Annotated in this window: 16 protein-coding genes; 10 read left to right on the forward strand and 6 right to left on the reverse strand. The window is 58.5% G+C overall.

Annotated features, from left to right (window positions below; genetic code table 11):
• Positions 1 to 25: 25 nt before the first annotated feature.
• Entirely contained in the window at positions 26 to 2,041 is a 2,016-nt protein-coding gene (gene dnaX / locus EI77_RS12795; protein ID WP_133795681.1) for a DNA polymerase III subunit gamma/tau, read from the reverse strand.
• 141 nt (positions 2,042 to 2,182) lie between these two features.
• On the opposite strand from dnaX, the gene EI77_RS12800 reads away from it, so the two are divergent.
• Positions 2,183 to 2,668, forward strand: a complete 486-nt coding sequence (locus EI77_RS12800; RefSeq protein WP_133795682.1) for a hypothetical protein — start codon at positions 2,183 to 2,185, stop codon at positions 2,666 to 2,668.
• Entirely contained in the window at positions 2,665 to 3,840 is a 1,176-nt protein-coding gene (locus tag EI77_RS12805; protein WP_133795683.1) for a molybdopterin molybdotransferase MoeA, read from the forward strand. Before EI77_RS12800 ends, EI77_RS12805 begins: the two co-directional genes overlap by 4 nt.
• A 7-nt stretch (positions 3,841 to 3,847) precedes the next feature.
• Here EI77_RS12805 and EI77_RS12810 read toward each other — a convergent pair whose 3' ends face one another.
• Positions 3,848 to 4,852, reverse strand: a complete 1,005-nt coding sequence (locus tag EI77_RS12810) for a mevalonate kinase family protein (RefSeq protein ID WP_133795684.1) — start codon at positions 4,850 to 4,852, stop codon at positions 3,848 to 3,850.
• 159 nt (positions 4,853 to 5,011) lie between these two features.
• Between EI77_RS12810 and rpmI the strand changes: the two genes are divergently transcribed.
• Both rpmI and rplT read left to right on the forward strand, forming a co-directional pair.
• Positions 5,012 to 5,230 carry a 50S ribosomal protein L35 gene (gene rpmI / locus EI77_RS12815; protein ID WP_133795685.1) on the forward strand — a complete coding sequence of 73 codons (219 nt, stop codon included), beginning with the start codon at positions 5,012 to 5,014 and terminating at the stop codon, positions 5,228 to 5,230.
• Between the two features lie 118 nt (positions 5,231 to 5,348).
• Positions 5,349 to 5,735, forward strand: a complete 387-nt coding sequence (gene rplT / locus EI77_RS12820; RefSeq protein WP_133795686.1) for a 50S ribosomal protein L20 — start codon at positions 5,349 to 5,351, stop codon at positions 5,733 to 5,735.
• 125 nt (positions 5,736 to 5,860) lie between these two features.
• Here rplT and EI77_RS12825 read toward each other — a convergent pair whose 3' ends face one another.
• The 3 genes from EI77_RS12825 to EI77_RS12835 all read right to left on the reverse strand — a co-directional run bounded on the left by EI77_RS12825 (position 5,861) and on the right by EI77_RS12835 (position 8,575).
• A complete protein-coding gene (locus tag EI77_RS12825; RefSeq protein ID WP_133795687.1) occupies positions 5,861 to 6,496 on the reverse strand; it encodes an ABC transporter ATP-binding protein in 636 nt (211 codons plus the stop codon).
• A 7-nt stretch (positions 6,497 to 6,503) separates the two neighbouring features.
• Complete coding sequence (locus EI77_RS12830) at positions 6,504 to 7,364, reverse strand: MBL fold metallo-hydrolase (protein ID WP_133795688.1); 861 nt, start codon at positions 7,362 to 7,364, stop codon at positions 6,504 to 6,506.
• Between the two features lie 191 nt (positions 7,365 to 7,555).
• Positions 7,556 to 8,575: a glutamine synthetase beta-grasp domain-containing protein gene (locus tag EI77_RS12835; RefSeq protein ID WP_133795689.1), complete on the reverse strand. Its 1,020-nt coding sequence runs from the start codon at positions 8,573 to 8,575 to the stop codon at positions 7,556 to 7,558.
• Positions 8,576 to 8,767: 192 nt separating this feature from the next.
• Here EI77_RS12835 and EI77_RS12840 point away from each other — a divergent pair, with 192 nt between their 5' ends.
• Entirely contained in the window at positions 8,768 to 9,205 is a 438-nt protein-coding gene (locus EI77_RS12840) for a BUD32 family EKC/KEOPS complex subunit (protein WP_133795690.1), read from the forward strand.
• Positions 9,206 to 9,319: 114 nt separating this feature from the next.
• Positions 9,320 to 10,096, forward strand: coding sequence for a PP2C family protein-serine/threonine phosphatase (locus EI77_RS12845; RefSeq protein ID WP_133795899.1), 777 nt, complete (start codon positions 9,320 to 9,322; stop codon positions 10,094 to 10,096).
• 64 nt (positions 10,097 to 10,160) lie between these two features.
• On the opposite strand, the gene EI77_RS12850 is transcribed toward EI77_RS12845, so the two are convergent.
• On the reverse strand, positions 10,161 to 11,210 hold the full coding sequence (locus EI77_RS12850; RefSeq protein WP_166647224.1) for a galactose oxidase: 1,050 nt from the start codon (positions 11,208 to 11,210) through the stop codon (positions 10,161 to 10,163).
• A gap of 146 nt (positions 11,211 to 11,356) precedes the next feature.
• Here EI77_RS12850 and EI77_RS12855 point away from each other — a divergent pair, with 146 nt between their 5' ends.
• The 4 genes from EI77_RS12855 (at position 11,357) to EI77_RS12870 (ending at position 20,540) form a co-directional block, all read left to right on the forward strand.
• The gene (locus EI77_RS12855) at positions 11,357 to 14,695 is read left to right on the forward strand and encodes an exo-alpha-sialidase (protein ID WP_166647225.1); all 3,339 of its coding nucleotides are present in this window, start codon (positions 11,357 to 11,359) and stop codon (positions 14,693 to 14,695) included.
• Between the two features lie 840 nt (positions 14,696 to 15,535).
• The gene (locus EI77_RS12860) at positions 15,536 to 18,550 is read left to right on the forward strand and encodes a sialate O-acetylesterase (protein WP_133795693.1); all 3,015 of its coding nucleotides are present in this window, start codon (positions 15,536 to 15,538) and stop codon (positions 18,548 to 18,550) included.
• Positions 18,547 to 19,731: a sialidase family protein gene (locus EI77_RS12865; RefSeq protein WP_133795694.1), complete on the forward strand. Its 1,185-nt coding sequence runs from the start codon at positions 18,547 to 18,549 to the stop codon at positions 19,729 to 19,731. The genes EI77_RS12860 and EI77_RS12865 overlap by 4 nt, the downstream gene beginning before the upstream one ends.
• Positions 19,728 to 20,540, forward strand: a complete 813-nt coding sequence (locus tag EI77_RS12870; protein ID WP_133795695.1) for an HpcH/HpaI aldolase family protein — start codon at positions 19,728 to 19,730, stop codon at positions 20,538 to 20,540. The genes EI77_RS12865 and EI77_RS12870 overlap by 4 nt, the downstream gene beginning before the upstream one ends.
• Positions 20,541 to 20,542 lie beyond the last annotated feature (2 nt).

Raw genomic sequence — 20,542 nt, forward strand, 5'->3', positions numbered from 1 at the left:
CGTTGGTTAGGTGTGTCTATTCGTCTCAGGCCTGGGGCGTGGTGCCTGCCAGCTTGAGCTTGAATTTTTCGATCGCGCTTTTGATTAGCGGATCATTTTGAAAGTCTTCCGTGATGCTGTCCGCCGTGGGCGCAGCAGGTGCTTCGGCTCCTGATGTTGCTGCCGGGGCTTCAGCTTCGCGAGGACGCTCCGCCACCTGCACTCGCTCAGTGACCGGCTTCGGTGTTGCCACGGGTGCTGGGGCAGGCTGGAGGTCGAACCCTGCGAAAAGCTCCGCTGCGGGCGGTGGCTTCAGGCTTGGGTCCACCAGCATTTCAAATTTCATCGGCACGCCCAGGATCTCCTTGGCCAGCCCTTCCAGAAAGGCGCGTTGATTGTCCCGGTCCAGGCTTTCTTTGGCGTGGCTTTCGCTGGAGGGGAAACCCAGTTTGATGATGCCTCGGGCCATGGAGATGACCGTCGTCGGCTCCAGCCAGGAAACCGCGAGCGGACGTTTATGCTGCACCATTTTCACCAGCTCCAGGCGGAATTCTTCATTCGTCAGAGCAGGCACCGCAGCCACTGCGGGTTCTGGTTTGGGGGCGGCAGCCACCACCGGGGCGGGGGCAGGTTCAGGTTTCGGGGCAGGGGCTGCCACAGGGGCAGGTTCCGGCTCTGGCGGTGGGGTCGGAGCAGGCGCTGGAGCGGGTTCTGGCGCAGGCTCAGGTGCCGGGGCAGGCGGTGCGGGCTCTTCCTTCAGGAGGGCCGGATCTGGCTTTTTTTCCTCCACCACAGCGGCGGGTGCCACTTCGGCTTTCGGGGCTGGCGCAGGCACATTCACCGGCTCTGCGGGGGGCAGTGTCGCTGGGGCTGCCCGGCGTGGGACTGGGGTCGGCTGTGGGCGTGCCACAGGCCGGGGCAGGGAGGCTGCTCCGCCTCCATCCAGCGCCTCGATCACATCACTGATGCTGATTTCATTGTAGTGCTGCACCGCCTGGATCACCCCCAGCTCGAAGTGCAGGCGCTTGTTCGTCGCCCAGCGCATCCGCGCATCCACCTCGGCCAGACCGTCCACGATTCGCAGCAATTGCTCCGTACTTGCCATCTGGGATTGAATGCTCACCTGGTCGGCAATGTCCGGCTCCAGATCTTCCGCTGCCGCATCCGGGTCCGCCTGGCTGACCAAAAGGGTGCGGAAATGCTGGATCAGATCCCCCAGCATCCGTCCCAGGTCCTTGCCCGCCTCACTGGTGTCATGTACCAGCCGCAGGGCATTGACGGTATCACTTTCCAGGATGTGCTGCACCATCTGGCTGACGGACTGCACAGCGGTAAAGCCGAAGATTTCCAGTACATCCCCTTCGCGGATGGTGTTACCACAGAAGGCCACGAGCTGGTCCAGCATGGACTGCGCATCACGCATCCCACCGTCCGCCCCTTTGGCGATGGCAAAGGCCGCCTTCTCATCCAGGTCCACCTTTTCCAGATTCGCAATGTGCAGCAAATGCTTGGCGATGATGGTGTTCGGGATACGCCGCAGGTCGAAGCGCTGGCAGCGACTAATGATCGTCGGCAGGATCTTGTTCGCCTCCGTGGTGGCGAAGATGAATTTCACATGATCCGGCGGCTCCTCCAGCGTCTTCAGCAGCGCGTTAAAGGCTGCGGTGGACAGCATGTGCACCTCATCAATGTAGTAGATCTTGTAGCGGCAGCGGGAGGGCGCGTATTTCACGCTTTCCCGCAGATCGCGCACCTGGTCCACGCCGTTGTTGCTGGCACCGTCGATCTCCAGCACATCCAGGCTGCGCCCTTCGGCGATCTCTTTGCAAAGCTCGTCCTCCGGGTCGAAATCCACGCTGGGCCCGTTCGGGCAATTGAGCGCTTTGGCAAAGATGCGTGCCGTGGATGTCTTGCCCGTGCCACGGGGGCCGACGAACAGATAGGCATGCGCCAGACGGTTCTGCGCGATGGCATTGCGCAGGGTACGGACGACGTGCTCCTGGCCGAGCACGTCGGCAAAGGTTTTGGGGCGATACTTGCGGGCGAATACCTGATAACTCACGCTTCAATGCTAGCGTGTGTGGCTGGCGTGGCGAACAGATTTTGGGGAAACTCATCCTCACTCTTGGCTTTCTGGCCCGCCTTGCTTTAGGATCACCCCATGAGGCAGTCAAAATGCATCTTTTTTCTCCTGGTTCTGAGCATGGCGCTGCCGGGCTGCGGCCTTTTTAAGAAGAAAGATAAACCCAAACCCAACGGGCCTAAAACGACGCTCATCGGCATTGTGGACATGGTCAATCCGGAGCAAAACTACGTCCTCATCCGCTGTGATCAGGTGCCCCGGATCGAAGCCGGCACGGAGCTTGTCGCCGTGGATGCCACCGGCAAGGAATCCCGGCTGAAACTGACCCCGGAGCGCAAGGGGCGGTTTCTGACGGCCGATATTCAGAGCGGCCAGCCTCAGGTGACCAATCTCGTCGTCCACCGCACCAGCGGGGATGCTCCGCTGAACACGCCCTTTCCACCGGTGCCGGAGCCTCCGCCTACACTCGTCCCACAGCCTGTCCCTCCTATCCCCCTGGAGCCGGTGACAGATCCGCAGACCCTTTTGGAGCCCCTATTACCCACCATCGCCCCGTTGCCTCTGACTCCGCCTTCCTCCTCTGAACTCGAGCCCGCAGTCGAATGATCTCTGAAACGGAAGCCCGTGACCGGGTACTCGCTGCCATCCGGCTCGGCCCCACCGTGGCCATGCCCTTGTTAAAAGCTCTGGGCCGTCATGCCGCTGCGGACGTCCTTGCCACGGTGTCTCTGCCGGGCTTCGATAACTCCATGATGGACGGCTATGCGGTTCGGGCAGGCGAGACAACAGATTCTGACTCGGCTATTCGTGTCTCGGGTGAGCAACCCGCCGGAAAAGACCTCGGTTTGCACTGTGGCCCAGGGCAGGCCATCCGTATTTTTACCGGCGCTCCCATGCCCTCCGGGGCAGATGCCGTGATCATGCAGGAGGACGTCTCACGCACTGGGGATGTGATCCGCTGTCGCGAGCCTGTGGTGGCTGGGGAAAACATCCGCCGGGCAGGGGCAGATCTATGTCCCGGGCAGATCGTTTTGCGTCGTGGGGAAACGCTTACGCCAGGTCGTATCGGCGTGCTCGCCTCCCAGGGCCTGGCCAGTGTCCTCGTCCATGACACTCCCCGCGTAGCCGTTCTCAGCACTGGGGATGAATTGGTCCCCGCGGGCCAGCTTTTGGAAGCCGGGCAGATTTATAATAGCAACGGCCTCATGCTCCAGGCGCTCCTGGCCGGGCAGGGGATTCATGATACCGTGGCCGTACACTGTGCGGATGATCTGCCTGCCACCATTCAGACCCTGGAGCAGCTTCTCTCCACCCATGATGTCATCCTCCTCAGTGGCGGCGTCTCCGTGGGGGATCATGATCACATCAAACCCGCGCTTCAGTCCCTGGGCATCACCCCAGACCTGTGGCGGGTGAAGGTGAAACCTGGAAAACCTTTCCTCTTCGCCCAGCATGAGGGGAAATACATCTTCGGCCTGCCGGGGAATCCCGTTTCCAGCTACATCACTTACCAGCTTTTTGTCCGCACGGCCCTGCTAAAATGGACTGGTGCGCGGGATCTCGACCCTGCCCGCATCCCCGCCATCTGCGCCACCGATCTTCACAACGATGGCAACCGTCCCCATTACCTGCGGGGAGTCTTCAAAGACGGCCGTTTCACCGTCATGGGGCTTCAGCAAAGCCACGCCCTCTTTGCCCTCAGCCAAGCCAATGCTCTCTTGCGCCTGGAGCCGGATGAGCACGTGACCGCAGGGGCCACGGTCCAGGTCATCGTTTAATCTTCGCCTAAGCTACCGCCAAAATCTGCGGCTTGATCACCGCCACGTTCATCGGTTCCATCGCTGCCTGGATTTTCTGAAACATCGCTTCATTTTCATAAGTGCCCACGATGGCACCGCCGCTGCCGGTGAATTTGGCGCTCGCTCCGCAGTCCCGGGCAGCTTCCACCATGTCCAGATTACCCTGGCTGAGTTTGTATAGACGGCGACGCAGGTCGAAGTTTTCATTCAGCAATGGGCCGATCTCGTCCCCACGTTTTTCCAGCAGCATGTCACGCACCCGCTGCGCCAGATTCGCCCATTGGTACATCGCACTCACGATTTCACGGTCGCCTCGGTTCCAGCGGCCCCGGATGTCATTGTGGAAGACCTCCGTGCCCTCGCTCAGCTTAGTGGTATAGGCCACATAAACGGGGGGCAGCAGGCTGGGGTCCAGCTCCTCATAGATGCCGTGCCCCAGTTTCTCGATGGATGCCCGGTTAAAGTCCATGAACACCACCCCCTCATAGGCTTGGATGACCCGGTCCTGCAGTCCCGCAGGGATGCACAGCTCGTCATTCTCCACGCTCAGCACCAGGCTGGGCAGGAGGTGGGTGGAAATATCGATTTTATAAAACTGCATCAGCGCCCGCCAGCAGGCCGTGATGATGGCGCTGCTGCCTGCCATGCCTACCTGCGGCGGCACATTGCTATGATAACGCAGGGTAAAATTGCGCCCATGCAGTTCCAGGCCCTGCTTGGTGCAGTAATCGAAGAAGCGCTTCACGCTCGCTTTCAGAAGCCGGATGCCGCCATAGTAGCCATTTTGGCGTACGTCGCGGGCCAGTTCCTCAATGCTGCCAAAGACCGAATGGTCCCGCTGATTGGGTTCGATGGTCAGCTCGGGACTCTCGTACAGGGTGATCTCAGCCGCAAAGTTACGGATGATGAACGAGATGGTCTTGCCAAAGTAGCCGTCCGAAGGATTGCCCACCAAACCGGCGCGGGCATAGGCTTTCGTCTTGATGAGCATGGGATCGGGAGAAAAGAGAGGCAAATCCTAAGAGGCAGCAGCGTTGCTAGCAACCTGAATGCAAATCTTTGACAAAAGCGACTCATTGCACCTCTTTCTGTCATCTTCCCGTAAAAAACTCTTGCCGTATCCGCATTTGCCTCCACCTTCGCGGCCCCTATGTCCAAAAACGCTGGTATAGCAAAAACGAGAAAAGCTTACTCTAAACGGTTCAAAGTAACTGCAACAGGTAAGGTGCTTCGCCGCAAACAAGGCAAGCGCCACATCTTGCAGAACAAGAGCCGCAAACGTAAGCGTAACCTCGGTAAAGTCGCCCTCGTGGCAGAAGTGGATAAAGCAGGTGTGCTGGCAAATATGCCATTCTCGCACCGCGGTTAATCCACGGTCCCCTAGCGGGACCACGATGCTCCGGTCTGGTTTCACTCACGTGAAAGCCTCAGATCAGGTGAGGCCGGTCATCGAATCCATAACAACAGCCTGTTCAGAGAAATAGAAAATGCCAAGAGCCACCAACGCACCCGCTAGCCGCAAACGCCGCAAGCGCACACTCGCGAAAGCCAAGGGCTTCCGCGGGTTCCGATCCACCCATTTCCGTTACGCCAAGGACGCTGTCCGCAAGGCGATGACGTATAACTACCGTGACCGTAAGGTCCGTAAGCGTACTTTCCGCAACCTGTGGATCCAACGTATCAACGCCGCTGCGCGTAACGTTGGCATCACTTACAGCCGCCTGATGGAAGGCCTGAAGTTCGCCGGAATCGAAATCGACCGCAAAGTGCTGTCCGATATCGCCATCAAGGACGAAGCAGCCTTCGCAGCCCTCGCCAACCAGGCGAAGGCAGCTATCGAGAAGAAGAACGAGCAGGTCAAAGCTGCCGCTTAATCTCGTCAAAAACTTAATCCCCCAAAACCGAAGCAGCCGGAGCGAAAGCTCCGGCTGTTTTATTGTTGGGGGCTGTCGTTCGCCTTTCTCTGCACGCTTCACGCCTCCTTTGCCAGCTCTTGGGATCACTCCAGCAGCATTTTCCCATCGTGCAGGCGCAGTTTCATTTGCGCCAGACTCTCTGCCTCACGGCTGGAATGCGTGACATGCAGCACGGTGAGTGCGTGCTTCTCATGCAGGTGACGCAGCAACTGTGCCGCTTCCGCATGGGTCGCCTCATCCAGGGCGGACAAGGGTTCATCCAGCAGCAATACCCTAGGCTGGGCTGCCAGCGCACGGGCCAGAGCCACACGTTGTTTTTCGCCTCCTGAAAGATGCTCCGGCAACCTGTCCAGTAGATGGGTGATGCCCAGTTCCTCCGCCAGTTCGTTCACCATCGTATTCACCTGGAGGGATCTTTGCAGTTTGGGGGCAAAGCCGATTTGGTCGCGCACGCACATTTCTGGAAACAGTGCCAGATCCTGCGGCAGGTAGCCGATCTGCCGATGCCTGGGCTCCAGTGCGGTCACGTCCTGGTCATTCAGCCAAACTCGGCCCTGCGCAGGCGCGCGAAGTCCGCAAAGGATCTCCAGCAGCGTCGTCTTGCCACAGCCCGTGGCTCCCATCAGCACCGCATAAATCCCCGTGGGTATTTCGACATGGATGTCACGAAGGATGAATCCCCCGGGTGCCTCCCAGCCAATGCCTTCGAGTTTGATCATGACGAGCTTAAAAAAAGGCCATCTGCTGCATCTGCGGGGCAGGGGCGATGGCCGTGCTAAGGCTGATGACGACACGCCGTCGGGCTACCTCCATGGTCGGCGTCAGACAGCGACGTCCCGCACACACGACCTGGGTATCATAAATTCCTGCTCGATGGAGGGATTCCAAGACACGCTTTGATGCCCGGTCCGGATCATTGCAGTCATCGCTCAAATGGCCCAGCACCACATGATGAAGGCCATTGTGTGCCACGCTCTCAATGAGTTCGGCGGTCTGGTCATTGGACAAGTGCCCATGGCGGGAACTGATGCGCTGTTTGGTGGCCCAGGGGCGTTTGGTATCCGCCTCCAGCAGTTGCGCATCGTAATTGGCCTCCACAAACAGGCTGTCCGCCCCTTTCAGCCGGTCCTTGATCAGATTGGTCACAAAACCCACATCACTGAGCACCCCCAGCCGGGATTCCTCATCGGCAATGACGAAGCCGATGGGGTCCACTGCATCATGCGGCACGGGGAAGCATTCGATGCGCAGATCCTGGAAATCAAAAGCGCTCCCCGTTGTCATCATTCGCCAGGTTGGGGCCTTGCGGAATTTCAGGCTGCCTTGCAGCGTTTCTCGCGTCAACGCCGTTGCGTAAAGAGGCAACGTGCGGCGGCTGCTCAGCACTTCCAGGCCGTTGGTATGATCTTGATGCTCATGCGTCAGCAGGATGCCATCGATCTGCTCCAACGAGTATCCGGCAGCCTCCAGCCGCACACAGATTTGCTTTGCACTCAGCCCCGCATCGATCAGCAAAGTCGTCCGTCCCGTGGACACCACGGCACAATTGCCTGAGCTGCCGCTGCCGAGAACTGTGAGTCGCACCATGTCTCTTGTTTTTAACCGACCGCACGCCACTCGCAAGGCGCAAAGTCACCCCTCCTCACAAAACCCCCATATCTCCAAATAATCTTTCTACCCCAAATCTTTCTACCTTCTCTCCCACGCCCCACAAAAAAAGCGCCGCCTGTTTCCAGGCGGCGCTCCAGGGGAGAGTGATAGCTGTCGTCGAAACTCAATTATGGCTTCGGCACTTCGGCGATGGTCGCCAGGATGCGGGAAGCGATGGCGTAGGGATCGCCTTGGGAGTTCGGACGGCGGTCTTCCAGGTAACCCTTATAGCCGTTGTTCACGAAGCTATGAGGAACACGGACGGATGAACCGCGGTCAGCGATACCGTAGGTGAACTTGTCGATCGACTGCGTTTCGTGCAGACCGGTCAGGCGCATGTGGTTGTCAGGACCATAAACGGCGATGTGCTCGTTGAGGTTCTTGGCAAATGCAGCCATAAGGGCTTCGAAGTATTCCTTGCCGCCCACGTCACGGAGGTAGTCGGTGGAGAAGTTGGCGTGCATGCCAGAGCCGTTCCAATCGGTCGCGCCGAGAGGCTTGCAATGGTACTCAACGTCAACGCTATACTTCTCGCAAAGCCTCTGCAGGAGGTAGCGGGCGACCCACATCTGGTCAGCGCACTTCTTGGAGCCTTTACCGAAGATCTGGAATTCCCACTGGCCTTTGGCCACTTCGGCATTGATGCCTTCGTGGTTGATGCCGGCGTCCAGGCAGAGGTCAAGGTGCTCCTCGACGATCTGGCGGGCGATGTCACCGACATTGCTGAAGCCGACGCCTGTGTAATAAGGACCCTGAGGGGCTGGATAACCGTTTTCAGGGAAGCCCAGAGGACGGCCATCCTGATAGAGGAAATATTCCTGCTCGAAACCAAACCATGCGCCTGGATCGTCCAGGATGGTGGCGCGGGCGTTGGTCGGATGCGGGGTGACGCCGTCTGGCATCATGACTTCGCACATCACCAGCACGCCGTTCTTACGGGTCGTGTCTGGAAACACGGCCACAGGCTTGAGCACGCAATCAGAGCTGCGTCCTTCGGCCTGTTGGGTGGAGCTGCCGTCGAAACCCCAGAGCGGGAGTTCTTCCAAAGCAGGGAAGCTCGCATATTCTTTGATCTGAGTCTTACCGCGGAGGTTTGGCACGGGCTTGTAGCCGTCGAGCCAGATGTATTCGAGTTTGTATTTGGCCATGGTTGTGGAGTTCAACTTGTATGTATGGAGGCTGAAGTGAGGAGAAAAACCTTCCTTGCAGCCACCTCAAGCGATGAAGCATCGGATATGCCAAATTAGAAGTTATTTTTTTGATGGAACTGAAAAATAACGTCTCATTTCACCTGTCACCCCGGGCTTGCCCTGCGTCCCAGGGGTGGTTAATTCACCCTCATGCAGGAAGCTAAAAACACCGCCCGCGCCCTCGTCCGCCTCGGTTACGATGGACGCGTCCACAAGACCTTCCGCGGCCACATGGCCCAGCACCGTTTTGAGCACGAAGTCCGCGTCCTCCGTTACTTGGAAAAGCAAGGCTGCAAATTTGTGCCCAGGGTCCTGGAAACCGATCCTGAAACCCTCCACATGGTCACCTCCAACTGCGGCAGCCGCGTGGATCGCATCACCGAGGACCGCCTCCGCCTGCTCTTCGCTGAGCTTGAGCAGTATGGCGTCCGCCATGAGGATCCCTACACCCGCAACGTCACCTACAACCCCCAGATGGGACGTTTTTGCCTCATTGATTTCGAGTTCGCTACCATTCTCGACGACCCCGACCTCGGCCCCCCTCCGCCTGAGCCGGATCCAGACGAACAGGGACCCCGCGGCTGGTGATCGGCCTTTCGGCCTTCGTCGCAATTCATTGCCAACCAGCGCATTCCGTTGCAGACTCCGCCTCCCAACCCTGTGACTCCCGATAGCCACCCCACCGCCCTATCCTGGTCCGGCATGACCCACGTCGGCCGCGTCCGCAAAAACAACGAAGATGCCTTCCTCGCGCTGGCTTACGATGCGCAGGAAATCCGTTACCTGGGCAAGGTGGGCGAGTCCACCCTGGACCACAGCGATTTCGTTTTCGCCGTCAGCGATGGCATGGGCGGGGCCAATGCGGGTGAATTTGCCAGCCGCACCGCTGTCGAGCGCATCACCCGCCTCATGCCCAAAGTTTACCGCCTCGCAGCCCAAAAGCTCGCCAGCGGCGTCAATGATGCGCTCGAAGAAATCTTCAGCCACGTCCATGCGGAGCTCAACCGCATGGGCCGCTCCTATGCCGAATGCTCCGGCATGGGCGCCACCCTCAGCCTCGCCTGCTTTTCCCCCGGCTGGATGCACTTTGGCCACATTGGCGACAGCCGCATTTATTACCTGCCCAAAGGCGGAGGCATGATGCAGGTCACGCATGATCACAGCTACGTCGGCTGGCTGCGGCGTAAAGGCGAGCTCAATGAGCGCCAGGCCCGCAACCATCCCGGTCGCAACGTGCTCAACCAAGCCCTCGGTGCCGGTCACCAGATCCTCAATCCCCACTTCGGTGCCGTCAGTTGCCATCCGGGGGATAAATTCCTCCTGTGTAGCGATGGCATCATGGACGGCCTTTGGGATAATCGCCTCGAAGAATACCTCGCCACCCCTGGCGAGCAGCCCAAGGCCTTCAAGATCGTCGAACGCGCCGTCGCCGAATCTGGCCGCGACAACTGCACCGCCGTCGTCATCGAATTCGCCTGACCCTCGTCGCCTCCCGCACCAGTGGGTGGGGCGGATGCTCTCACGTCCTCGAAGCCCAATCCGCCTAGGGCACACCAATTTTTCCGCTCCACACCGCTGGCGATCTCTTCCCTGGCCGTGCCTCTCCACCGGGGATCACCGTGCGTCCCTTCCACTCAACCGCCGGGGTCGTCACCAGTGAAAAAGGCAAATCCCCAATGCCGCTCCAGGTATCACTTCCAGGATCATAGGCTAAAATTTCGCGTGGGAATCCGGGATGCTTTTCCTTGGGTTCAAAGTTCACATTCACCCCGTCATCACCACCTAGCACGATGATCTGCCCGTCCACCACCGATGCCGGGCTGGGGGCCGCGACCGCCACGCGTGGGATGGTAGCTATTTTTTTCCATCCTTGGTTAGGCTGAAAGCTCCACGCATCGCTCAGCCATTCACGTGCAGGTTTGCCCTCAGCGTCAGCTTTCAGGCCCGCCCCGCTGATCAGGTAAACCACACCCTCATGCGCCGCCATCGTCGCCAGGATCCGCGCCGGGCCAGGGCAGGGGGGCAGCTCTTGCCAGCCCAGATCCACCTTCTTCAGATCCAGCGCCCAAAAAGTCCCCAGTGCCTTCGTCGCCGTCGGCGTTTCGATTCCCCCCGCCACATACATCACCCCGCCCATCTCCGCACCAGCCATGAAGGCGCAGGCCTTCGGCAGCATCGGTAGCGCCTGCGTCGTCACCTTTCCGTCTGCATAGCGCAGGCGGAAAACATCACGAAAATTTCCCCCCGCATCCCCGCCGCCGATGCACACCAGTCCATCCTCTGTCGTGATGGACACTCCATAGCCGTTTGGCGTCGGCAATTGTCCCACCTTCATCCATGGCCCCTCAGGTTCCTCCAGCGCATAGATCGTATCATACCAGATCTTCGTCCCGCCTTCCCAGGGCCGTTTGTCCGGGAAATTCGTCCCGCCAGCCACCAGCAGTGCCCCACCGGAAACTCCGGCAAACGAGCCCGCAAATCCCTCCGCATCCGGCAGCGTTGGCAGGGCAGTCCAGTCTTCTTCAGCAGCAGCGGTGAGGGTGACCATAATCAGGGTGGCAGACAGCAGGGATCTCATCAGGGCAGCGGTCATAGCATGATTAGACGTCCCCACGCCAGACATTCTTCCTGGTCAGCTCACCATCCCAGTGAAGCACTCCTCCCCCCCTCTGGATAGCTTTGCTGACCAGTGAAGCCCGCATGTTGCTGGCGTTTACTCCCCAGACTCATCCCAACCCTATGACCTCTCGTTTTTCCCTGGCCCTCGCAGCGGCCTTCAGCCTCGTTCTCTCCCTGCCTGCGGCGGATCCCTTCATGCAGAAGCAGGATCTCTTTAAAGTCACTGGCGAGGGGTATAAAATCTACCACATCCCCGGCATCGTCGTCACAGCCAAAGGCACCGTCCTCGCTTGGTGTGAAGCCCGTAAAAACGGCCACGACTGGGATGACATCCATGTCCTCCTGCGCCGCAGCACCGATGACGGCCTAACATGGAGTGAGCCAAAAAACATCGTCAATGTCGAAGGTCCCAAGACCAAGAATCCCTTCGCCCTCGCCATCAAAAATGTCGATCCCAAAACCGTCACGTACAACAACCCCGTGATGATCGCGGATAAAGATGGCACCATCCACATGCTATTCTGTCTGGAATACATGCGCGCCTTTTACCAGCGCAGCACGGATGATGGCCTCACCTGGACCCAGCCTGTGGAGATCACCTCCACCTTCGAATCCTTCCGCAAGGTCTATGACTGGAAGGTCCTCGCCACCGGTCCCAATCACAGCATCCAGCTTCAGAAAACCGGCCGCCTCGTCGTCCCGGTCTGGCTTTCCACCGGCACCGGTGGCAATGCCCACCGCCCCAGCGTCACCTCCACCATTTACAGCGATGACCAGGGCAAAACTTGGCTGGCCGGTGAGATCGCCGTTCCCAATACGGAGGAGTGGATCAACCCCAATGAAACCGTCGCCGTGGAGCTTTCCGATGGCAGCGTCATGCTGAATGTCCGCAGTGAATCCAAGGCTCATCGCCGCCTCGTCACCATCAGCAAAGACGGTGCCACCGGCTGGAGCACACCCCGCTTTGACGATGCCCTCCTTGAGCCCATCTGCATGGGCGGGATTGTTCGTTATTCCAGCGCGGCCACTGGCCAGAAAAACCGCCTCCTCTTTTCGAATCCCAGTAACCTGGAAGGTGCCCGTGAAAAAGGTAAACCCGAGCCAGGTAAAAGCCGCCTCCGTCAAAATCTCAGCGTCAAGCTCAGCTACAATGAAGGCCTAACCTGGGCCGTGAATAAAGTCCTCGAGCCAGGCTGGAGCGCCTATAGCGACATTGCCGTTACTCCCAAAGGCACCATCCTATCCTTCTATGGAGCCTCCGGTGAAAAACACCACTTCGCTGGGGATCGCCTCACCCTCGCCCGGTATAACTTGGAATGGCTCACCGATGGTAAGGACACCACCCCCGTCGCCAGCCGTGAGGATCTCCCCATCATGGACCCGGTCACCGTCAATGGCCTCGCCTTGCCCACGAAAAAGGTACCCCAGGGCCTCACCCTCCATCCGCAGATGGGTCTCCTCACTGTTTCCTTCATCCAGGGGCAGCTCATCCACCGCACCACCTCCCGCATCTTGGAGACCCGCGCCACCATCACGCCCAATGGCGATTACCTCCTCATGTTTCCAGAGGGAGATCATTACGCCAAGAGTAAGGGCGAAAAGATCAATACCATGATGGCCTGCCGCTCTACGGATAAAGGCAAGACCTGGAGTGCCCCCCAGGTCGCCTATGATGTCCCCTACGGTCAGCACGGTTTTATCCCCTTCATCCCGCGCGGCAGCAAGCGCCTCTATGCCTTCGGTACCCAGCCCATGCACAGCCACTGGACCCACGAGGGCGGCCAGCATGAAAACGCCGCCATTGGTTATCGCTGGTCAGATGACGACGGCCACACCTGGTCCGATGTCAAACTCATTGCCCCGGTCAATGATCCCGGTTTCCGTGGCATGTCCGTCATGCGCATGACCGAGACCGATGCTGGCACTTGGCTGCTCGGTTCCCACATTGCCGATTGGTCCTTCAAGCCCATCCGTACCAAGCAGTACATCCTCCGCTCAGATGACAAAGGTGAAACCTGGACCGTCCTCCCCCATGCACGGCCGGATGGCTGGTTCGCTGAAGGCTTCGACCGCATGGATGAAGGCCGCCCGCTGAATCTTGGCGGTGGCAGGGTTCTCTTCATGTCCCGCACCCCCGCCGGAAAGCTCTTCACCGCCTGGAGCAAAGATGACGGCAAGACCTGGACCGAACCCGCCCCCAGCACCCTCGTTCATCCAGATGCCCCGCCTATGCTGTTCCCTCTGTCCGATGGCAAAACACTCGTCGCTTTTCATCATAACAAACTCCCTCCCACCAACCCTCGCGACCTCAATGACAAAGCCGAAACCATGAAGGTCCGGTCGGAGGTCTGGGTCTCCACCTCCACCGATGAAGGCCACACCTGGAGCGAGCCTCGTTTCGTCATGGCCAACGCCGTGGAGAACAACCTCGCTGTCGGCGGTTTCAACTTCCAGTGCTCCTACCTGGATGCTTTCACGGAGGATGGTGTCATGCACATCTTCATGCCTCATCGCTGGCAGCAGGCCCTGCATCTCACCATCAAGGAATCCGACTTCGCCAGCCTGCCCACCAAGGCCCAGCTCGCTAAATTTAAAGGCGTCAAACCAGCCCCTAAAGTCACCGCTGCCGTCATCCCTCCCTCGGCTAAACCCGCTCCTAAAAAGCCTGAGCCTAACTACGCCAGCAAGCTCGCTGCCGACATGGAACCCACCCGCCGCGTCATCTATAAAAAGATCGGCGATGTGGAACTTGGTCTCGATATCTTCGAGCCTGCCGGATTCAAAAAGGGCGACCAACGCGCCTGTTTCTTTTCCATCCACGGCGGCGGCTGGACCAGTGGCTCCACCCGCAGCATGTATCCCTTTACCGACTACTTTGCTAAAAAAGGCATGGTCGGCATCAGCGTCCAGTACCGCTTGTTTAAGGTCGGCGGCCCCCTCACTGTTTTTGACTGTGTCAAAGACGCCCGCGCCGCACTCCGTTACGTCCGCACTCACGCTGCCGAATTCGGCATTGATCCGAATAAGATCATCGCCAACGGCGCTTCCGCAGGTGGTCACCTCGCCGCCGCCACCGCCCTGTTTCCCGGCGTGGACCATGAGGATGAAAACCTTCTCATCTCCTGCCGTCCCGATGCCATGATCCTCTTTTCCCCCGTCATTGACACATCTTCCGAAGGTTACGGCCATGCCAAAATCGGCGACCGCTGGGAAGAGCTTTCCCCCGCTCATCGGGTGCTCCGCTCCCTGCCACCCACCTTGCTCTTCCACGGTACGGGTGATACCACCACCCCCATCAAAGGTGCTCGCGTTTTCGATGCCGCCATGCGCAAAGCTGGCAACCGCATCGAGTTCATCGCCCCTGAAGGAGCCATCCACACCTACATGTTCAAGGATGCCCGCCTCCATGCCGAAACCCTTCAGCAGATGGATGCCTTCATCGCCACCTTAAACTGGTAGCTCCTTGTTGTTATGCCCTCTCCGGTTTAGGAGAGGCATGGCCATTCGGTCAGCCCCCGCTCCCGGAGGGAGCACGGCTAATAGCCGGTGGTGGGTCGCGTAGCGACCGAGAACCACCGGACAAGAAAACGCTCCCCCATACCGCCGTCGCGTCCTGGAGGGACGCCGGATGCCCGGTTCTCCTATTCAACAACCGTTGACCGGACCATCCCCACCGTCCGCTCTCTTGTTGCGTTTTACGAATAATGTATAATAATATTAAATGCTGTAAACAACAGTGCAAAATCGTGTCCCTTTCAATTCATCCCCATCCTCCACCCATGGGGAAATCCATCCCCATGAATCCCCATCGCCACTCATCATCAATGGATTGACCACCAAAATCCCCAAATGGGGATAAAATGAAATACCTCCCCACGCCCCCTCTGCGGCCAAGACTGGGCGTCAACAGCCATCGATTCACCCGCAAAGAGGCCAAGGGGCAGAGAACGCAGAGTCACCAAGCCGACTGATTACCCTCCCCAAAAATCCCCAACCTCCCCCCCATGGGGAAATTCATCCCCATCAAATCCCCATCTCAACTCATTCATCCTCAACACACTGACCACCCAAATCCCCAAATGGGGATAAAATGAAATTCCTCCCCACAGCCCCCTCTGCCTCTCCGCCCCTCTGCGGCCAAAACTAGGCGTCAACAGCCATCGATTCACCAAAGGCCAAGGAGCAGAGAACGCAGAGCCACTGGACCCAGCTAATCGCCACCTTGATCCCTCAATGGTCACAGTCTTTTACCAGCAATATTGACCCTCAGCCCACGTCTTCATCTATCCAACCCTAGCCATGAAGAGACTCACTGCCCTCGCCTTGTTATGGTCTGCATCCTGCGCTTTTGCGGATGTCAGACTGCCCGCCATCATCTCGGATCACATGGTCGTCCAGTCTGCGGTCGAGGTCCCCATCTGGGGCTGGGCCGATGCTGGGGAAGAAGTCACCGTCACCCTGTCCGGTCAAAGCACGTCCACCCAAGCGGCCGCCGATGGCAAATGGCAGGTTAAGCTTGGCAAGCTCCCTTCCACCGCCGAACCGCAGACCCTCACCGTGAAGGGTAAAAACACCCTCACCGTCAGCGATGTGCTCATCGGTGAAGTCTGGCTTGCTTCGGGCCAGTCGAACATGACCAAGACCGTCAACAGCTGCCTCAATTACGAGGAGGAGCAGAAGCAGGCCGCTTTCCCTCAGATCCGCATGTTCACTGTTGAGCGTATCTCTTTGCCGAAGCCGCAGGAAGACTGCAAAGGCACCTGGCAGGTATGCAGTGCCGAAACCGTCGGTCGTTTTTCCGCTGCCGCCTATTTCTTTGGCCGCGAGCTTCATCGCGAGCTCAAGCTGCCCGTCGGCCTCATCCATTCCGCCTGGGGCGGCACCGCCATTGAGGCCTGGACCAGCATGCCTGCCCAGTCAAAGCTGCCCGAATACCCGACCATCTCCGCAAGCTGGGAAGAGGCTAAAAAACAGCCCTGGGATGCCTCCAAAGAAGCCGCCGCTCATGAGGCAGCTGTGGCCAAATGGAAAGAAGAGGTGGCTGCCGCCAAAGCCGCCAAGAAATCCGCTCCTCGGGTACCTCCTTCCCCTGTTGAGCCACGTCTCCATCAGAATCATCCTGCCAATCTCTACAATGGCATGATCTCCCCCATCATCCCATACGCCATTCGTGGTGCCATCTGGTATCAGGGCGAGCACAATTCTAACAAACCTTATATAGAGCTTTATAGCCTTCAGCTAAAAACCCTCATTCAGGACTGGCGTCACCGCTGGGGGTATGAGTTTCCCTTCGCCTGGGTTCAGCTTCCAGATTTTCAAGCCCCGCAGGATTCTCCCGTGGAGGTGGAAAACTGGCCCGTCATTCGCGAGCAGATGCTCAAGACGCTGACGGTACCCAAGACCGGCATGGCCATCGCTCTCGGCTTGGGCGAGGCCAAGGACATTCACCCTAAAAACAAGCAGGACGTGGGCAAGCGCCTCTCCCTCTGGGCACTCGGTACCGTTTATGAAAAAACCGTCCCCGCCACTTCCGGTCCGCTGCCTGCAGATGTTGATTTCAAAGGCAACACCGCCACCATCACCTTCGACCACGCGGAAAGTGGACTGAGATCCAAAGATGGCAAAGCTGAACTCACAGGCTTCGCCATTGCCGGTGCCGACCGTCGTTTTGTCTGGGCCGATGCGCGCATCCAGGGAAACAAAGTCATCGTTTCCTCCCCTGATGTCGCAAAGCCCGCCTCTGTCCGGTATGCCTGGGCCAACAATCCCATCTGGTCCCTGGAGAATGGTGCTGGACTCCCTGCCTCCCCTTTCCGCACCGATGACTGGAAGATCGAACTGAAGCTCGCCGCCATTTTTGGCGATCACATGGTCGTGCAGGCAAATGCTGCCGTCCCGGTCTGGGGGTGGGCCGAGCCTGGAGATGAAATCACCGTCACCCTGGGCAGCGAAACTGCCACCACCAAAGTCGCCCCGGACAGCACCTGGAGCGTCCGCTTGAAAGCGCAATCCGCCACAGACAAGCCTCAGGAACTCGTGGTCAAAGGCAAAAAAAGCCTCACGATCAAGGACGTCCTCCTCGGTGAAGTCTGGCTCGCCTCCGGCCAGTCAAACATGGCCTTCCTCTTCAGCCGTGGTGAATACCCCGCAGCAGAGTCCGCTGCTGCCGATCTTCCTCAGGTCCGCATGTTTACCGTCAAGCAACACAGCACACGTACACCCCAGAAGGATTGCGAGGGGGCGTGGGTCGTCGCCACCCCGGAGACCGTGCAGAATTTCTCCGCAGTGGCGTGGTTCTTCGGCCGCGATCTGCACCTCAAAATGAAGACTCCCGTGGGCATGATCAATTCCTCCTGGGGCGGTACCGACATCGCCGCCTGGACTAGCGAGCCTGCCCAGGCTGCCGTTCCTGCGCTCAAGGAAAAATTGGACCAGTGGGCCAAGGACGCCGCTGCCTATGATGCAGCCAAAGAGAAGGAGGCCATCAACAAAAGGCTTGTGACCTGGAAAGCCGCCGTCGCTAAGGCCAAAGCCGCAGGTGCCGCCAAAATGCCACCCAAGCCGAGAGCGGAAGGCCGTCTCGACATTCATCAAAACCATCCTGCCAATTTGTACAATGGCATGATCTCACCCATCATTCCCTATGCCATTCGCGGGGTCATCTGGTATCAGGGCGAGCACAACTGCTCCACCCTGGAAAAAGCCACCCTCTACGCCACCCAGCTTCCTTTGCTGGTTAAAGACTGGCGCGCGCAGTGGCGTGCGAATTTCCCCTTCGCCTGGGTGCAGTTGCCTAACTTTGAGCATCTTGGCTTCCGCCCCCTCGTCCGTGAAGCTATGCAAAAAAGCCTCAGCGTGCCGAATACCGGCATGGCCGTCACCATTGATGTGGGCCAAAAAGATGACAACCATCCCAAGGACAAAAAGACCGTCGGCGAGCGGCTTTCCATCTGGGCACAAGCACGCGTCTATCGCCAGAAGCTGCCTGCTTATACAGGGCCGACGGTGCGTGAGCACGCCGTGAAGGGCAATACAGTGCAGGTGCGCTTCGACAATGCGCAGGGTGGTTTGAAGCTAAAGGATGATACCGCCAAAAGTTTCGAGATCGCCGGGGCCGATCAGCAGTGGAAACCCGCCCAGGTTAAGATCACCAGCAATCTCATGGTGTTTTCCAATCCGGAAATCAAGACTCCCGCCGCCGTCCGTTACGCCTGGTCCAGCAGCCCTGAAGCCAGCTTGTTTAACGGAGCCGGACTGCCCGCTTCTCCCTTCCGTACGGACGATTGGGAAATCTCCGAACGCCCGCTCCCATGATGAGGTTCCTTGTTTTTGCCACACTTCTGGTTGGTTCTGCGGGTGCTGAAGACTACCGCATTGAACTCAGTACCATCCAGACCAGTGTGGGTGATCTTTACTGGGCACAGTCCCGGGCCGCTCTCATCCCAGGGGAACCTGCCCGTGTCATCGTCACCACCCAGGAGATCGAAAAAGCCGGGTCCCATGGTTACCGCAATGTCTTCGTGACTGAAACAACGGATGGCGCAAAGACCTGGAGCAGCCCCAAGGAAATCGTCAGCCTGCGCCGCGCACGCATGCCGGAAGGTCACGACTTCGTCATTGGCGATGTCTGCCCGCAGACGCATGTCAAAACCGGGGTCGTGCTCGCCCATGGCAAGACCTTTGGGTTTGAAGGCGGTGTCAAAGAGAACCGTGGTTTCGAACGTGTCTCTTACTCCACCTACTCTCCCAAGAAGGATACGTGGAGCGGCTTGAAGTTGCTGGAACTCCCGGAAAAGGATCATGAGGGATTCACCATCCTGGAACCCAATTCTGGCTGCCATCAGCGTTATGATTTGCCCAATGGCGAGATCCTTCTGCCTATCCGGTATCGCAAGAATCCCAAGAGCCGCCAGTACACCACCATGGTTGCCCGTTGCACGTTTGATGGAGAAACGCTCACCTATCATGAGCATGGCTCCGAACTCACTTTCAAAGGCCGACGCGGTTTATACGAACCTTCAGTCATTGGGTATGGCGGGCGATATTATCTGACCATGCGGGCGGATGAAAGCGCCTTCGTTTCCGTCAGCGATGACGGCCTCAACTATACCCCTCCAGTCGAATGGAAGTTCGATGATGGTAAGGTGCTCGGCAGCTATAACACCCAGCAGCACTGGGTCGCTCATAGCGATGCCTTATATCTCGTTTATACCCGCAAGGGGGCCAACAATGATCATGTGAATCGCCACCGTGCACCCATCTTCATGGGCAGGGTGGACCTGGAACGCCTGTGTGTCATCCGTTCCACCGAGCGGATTCTCCTGCCGGAGAACGGTGTGGATCTCGGCGGGGGCTTTGGTGTGCTTGATTTCAATGCTGGGGAAACCTGGGTCATCAGCACCGAGATGGGCTTTCCTGAGGACCGCCGGAATGAACCCAATCGCATACTCCTTTCCAAAATCCTGTGGTCCAAGCCTAACAAACTTTTTAAATGACTGCCTCCCAATTAGCCACCGCACTGCACGATGGGCGACCTGTGTTTGGCACCCTGATTGTATCACCATCACCTCGCTGGCCGGATACGGTGAAAGGTTGCGGCCTGGACTTTGTCTTCATTGATACCGAGCACATAGCCCTTGATCGCGAGCAGCTTTCCTGGATGTGCCAGACCTATACGGCCCTCGGCCTGCCGCCCATTGTCCGTATCCCCTCACCGGATCCCTATACCGCCACCATGGTTCTGGATGGCGGTGCCGCTGGCATCATCGCTCCTTATGTGGAAAGCGCCGCTCAGGTGCAGGCCCTTCGCGGAGCTGTGAAAGTACGTCCCCTGAAAGGCCGCAAGCTGGATGCCATCCTGAATGGCGGCACCTGCGAGCCTGAACTGCAAACCTACATGGATGCAGGTGCACAGAACCGCCTGCTCATTGTTAATATCGAGAGCGTGCCTGCCATCGCCGCCCTGGATGAGATCATCGCCGTTCCTGGTCTGGATGCCGTGCTCATTGGCCCCCATGACCTGACATGCAGCTTGGGCATCCCGGAACAGTACGACCACCCGGATTTCCTTGCTGCCTGCGAGACCATTTTTAGCAAAGCCCGTGCGGCAGGCATCGGTGCCGGTATTCATTTCTGGGGCAGTGTGGAGCAGCATGCCCGCTTTTTAAAACTGGGTGCCAACATGCTTATTCATAGTGCTGACATCAGCCTCTTTCAGAAACATCTTCGCCTGGAACTCGCCGCTGTAAAACAAGCCGCCGGTTTGAATGCCTCACCTGCGGAAACTTCCACCGTCACTATTTGATC

The sequence above is a fragment of the Prosthecobacter fusiformis genome, assembly GCF_004364345.1.
Lineage (GTDB): Bacteria > Verrucomicrobiota > Verrucomicrobiia > Verrucomicrobiales > Verrucomicrobiaceae > Prosthecobacter > Prosthecobacter fusiformis.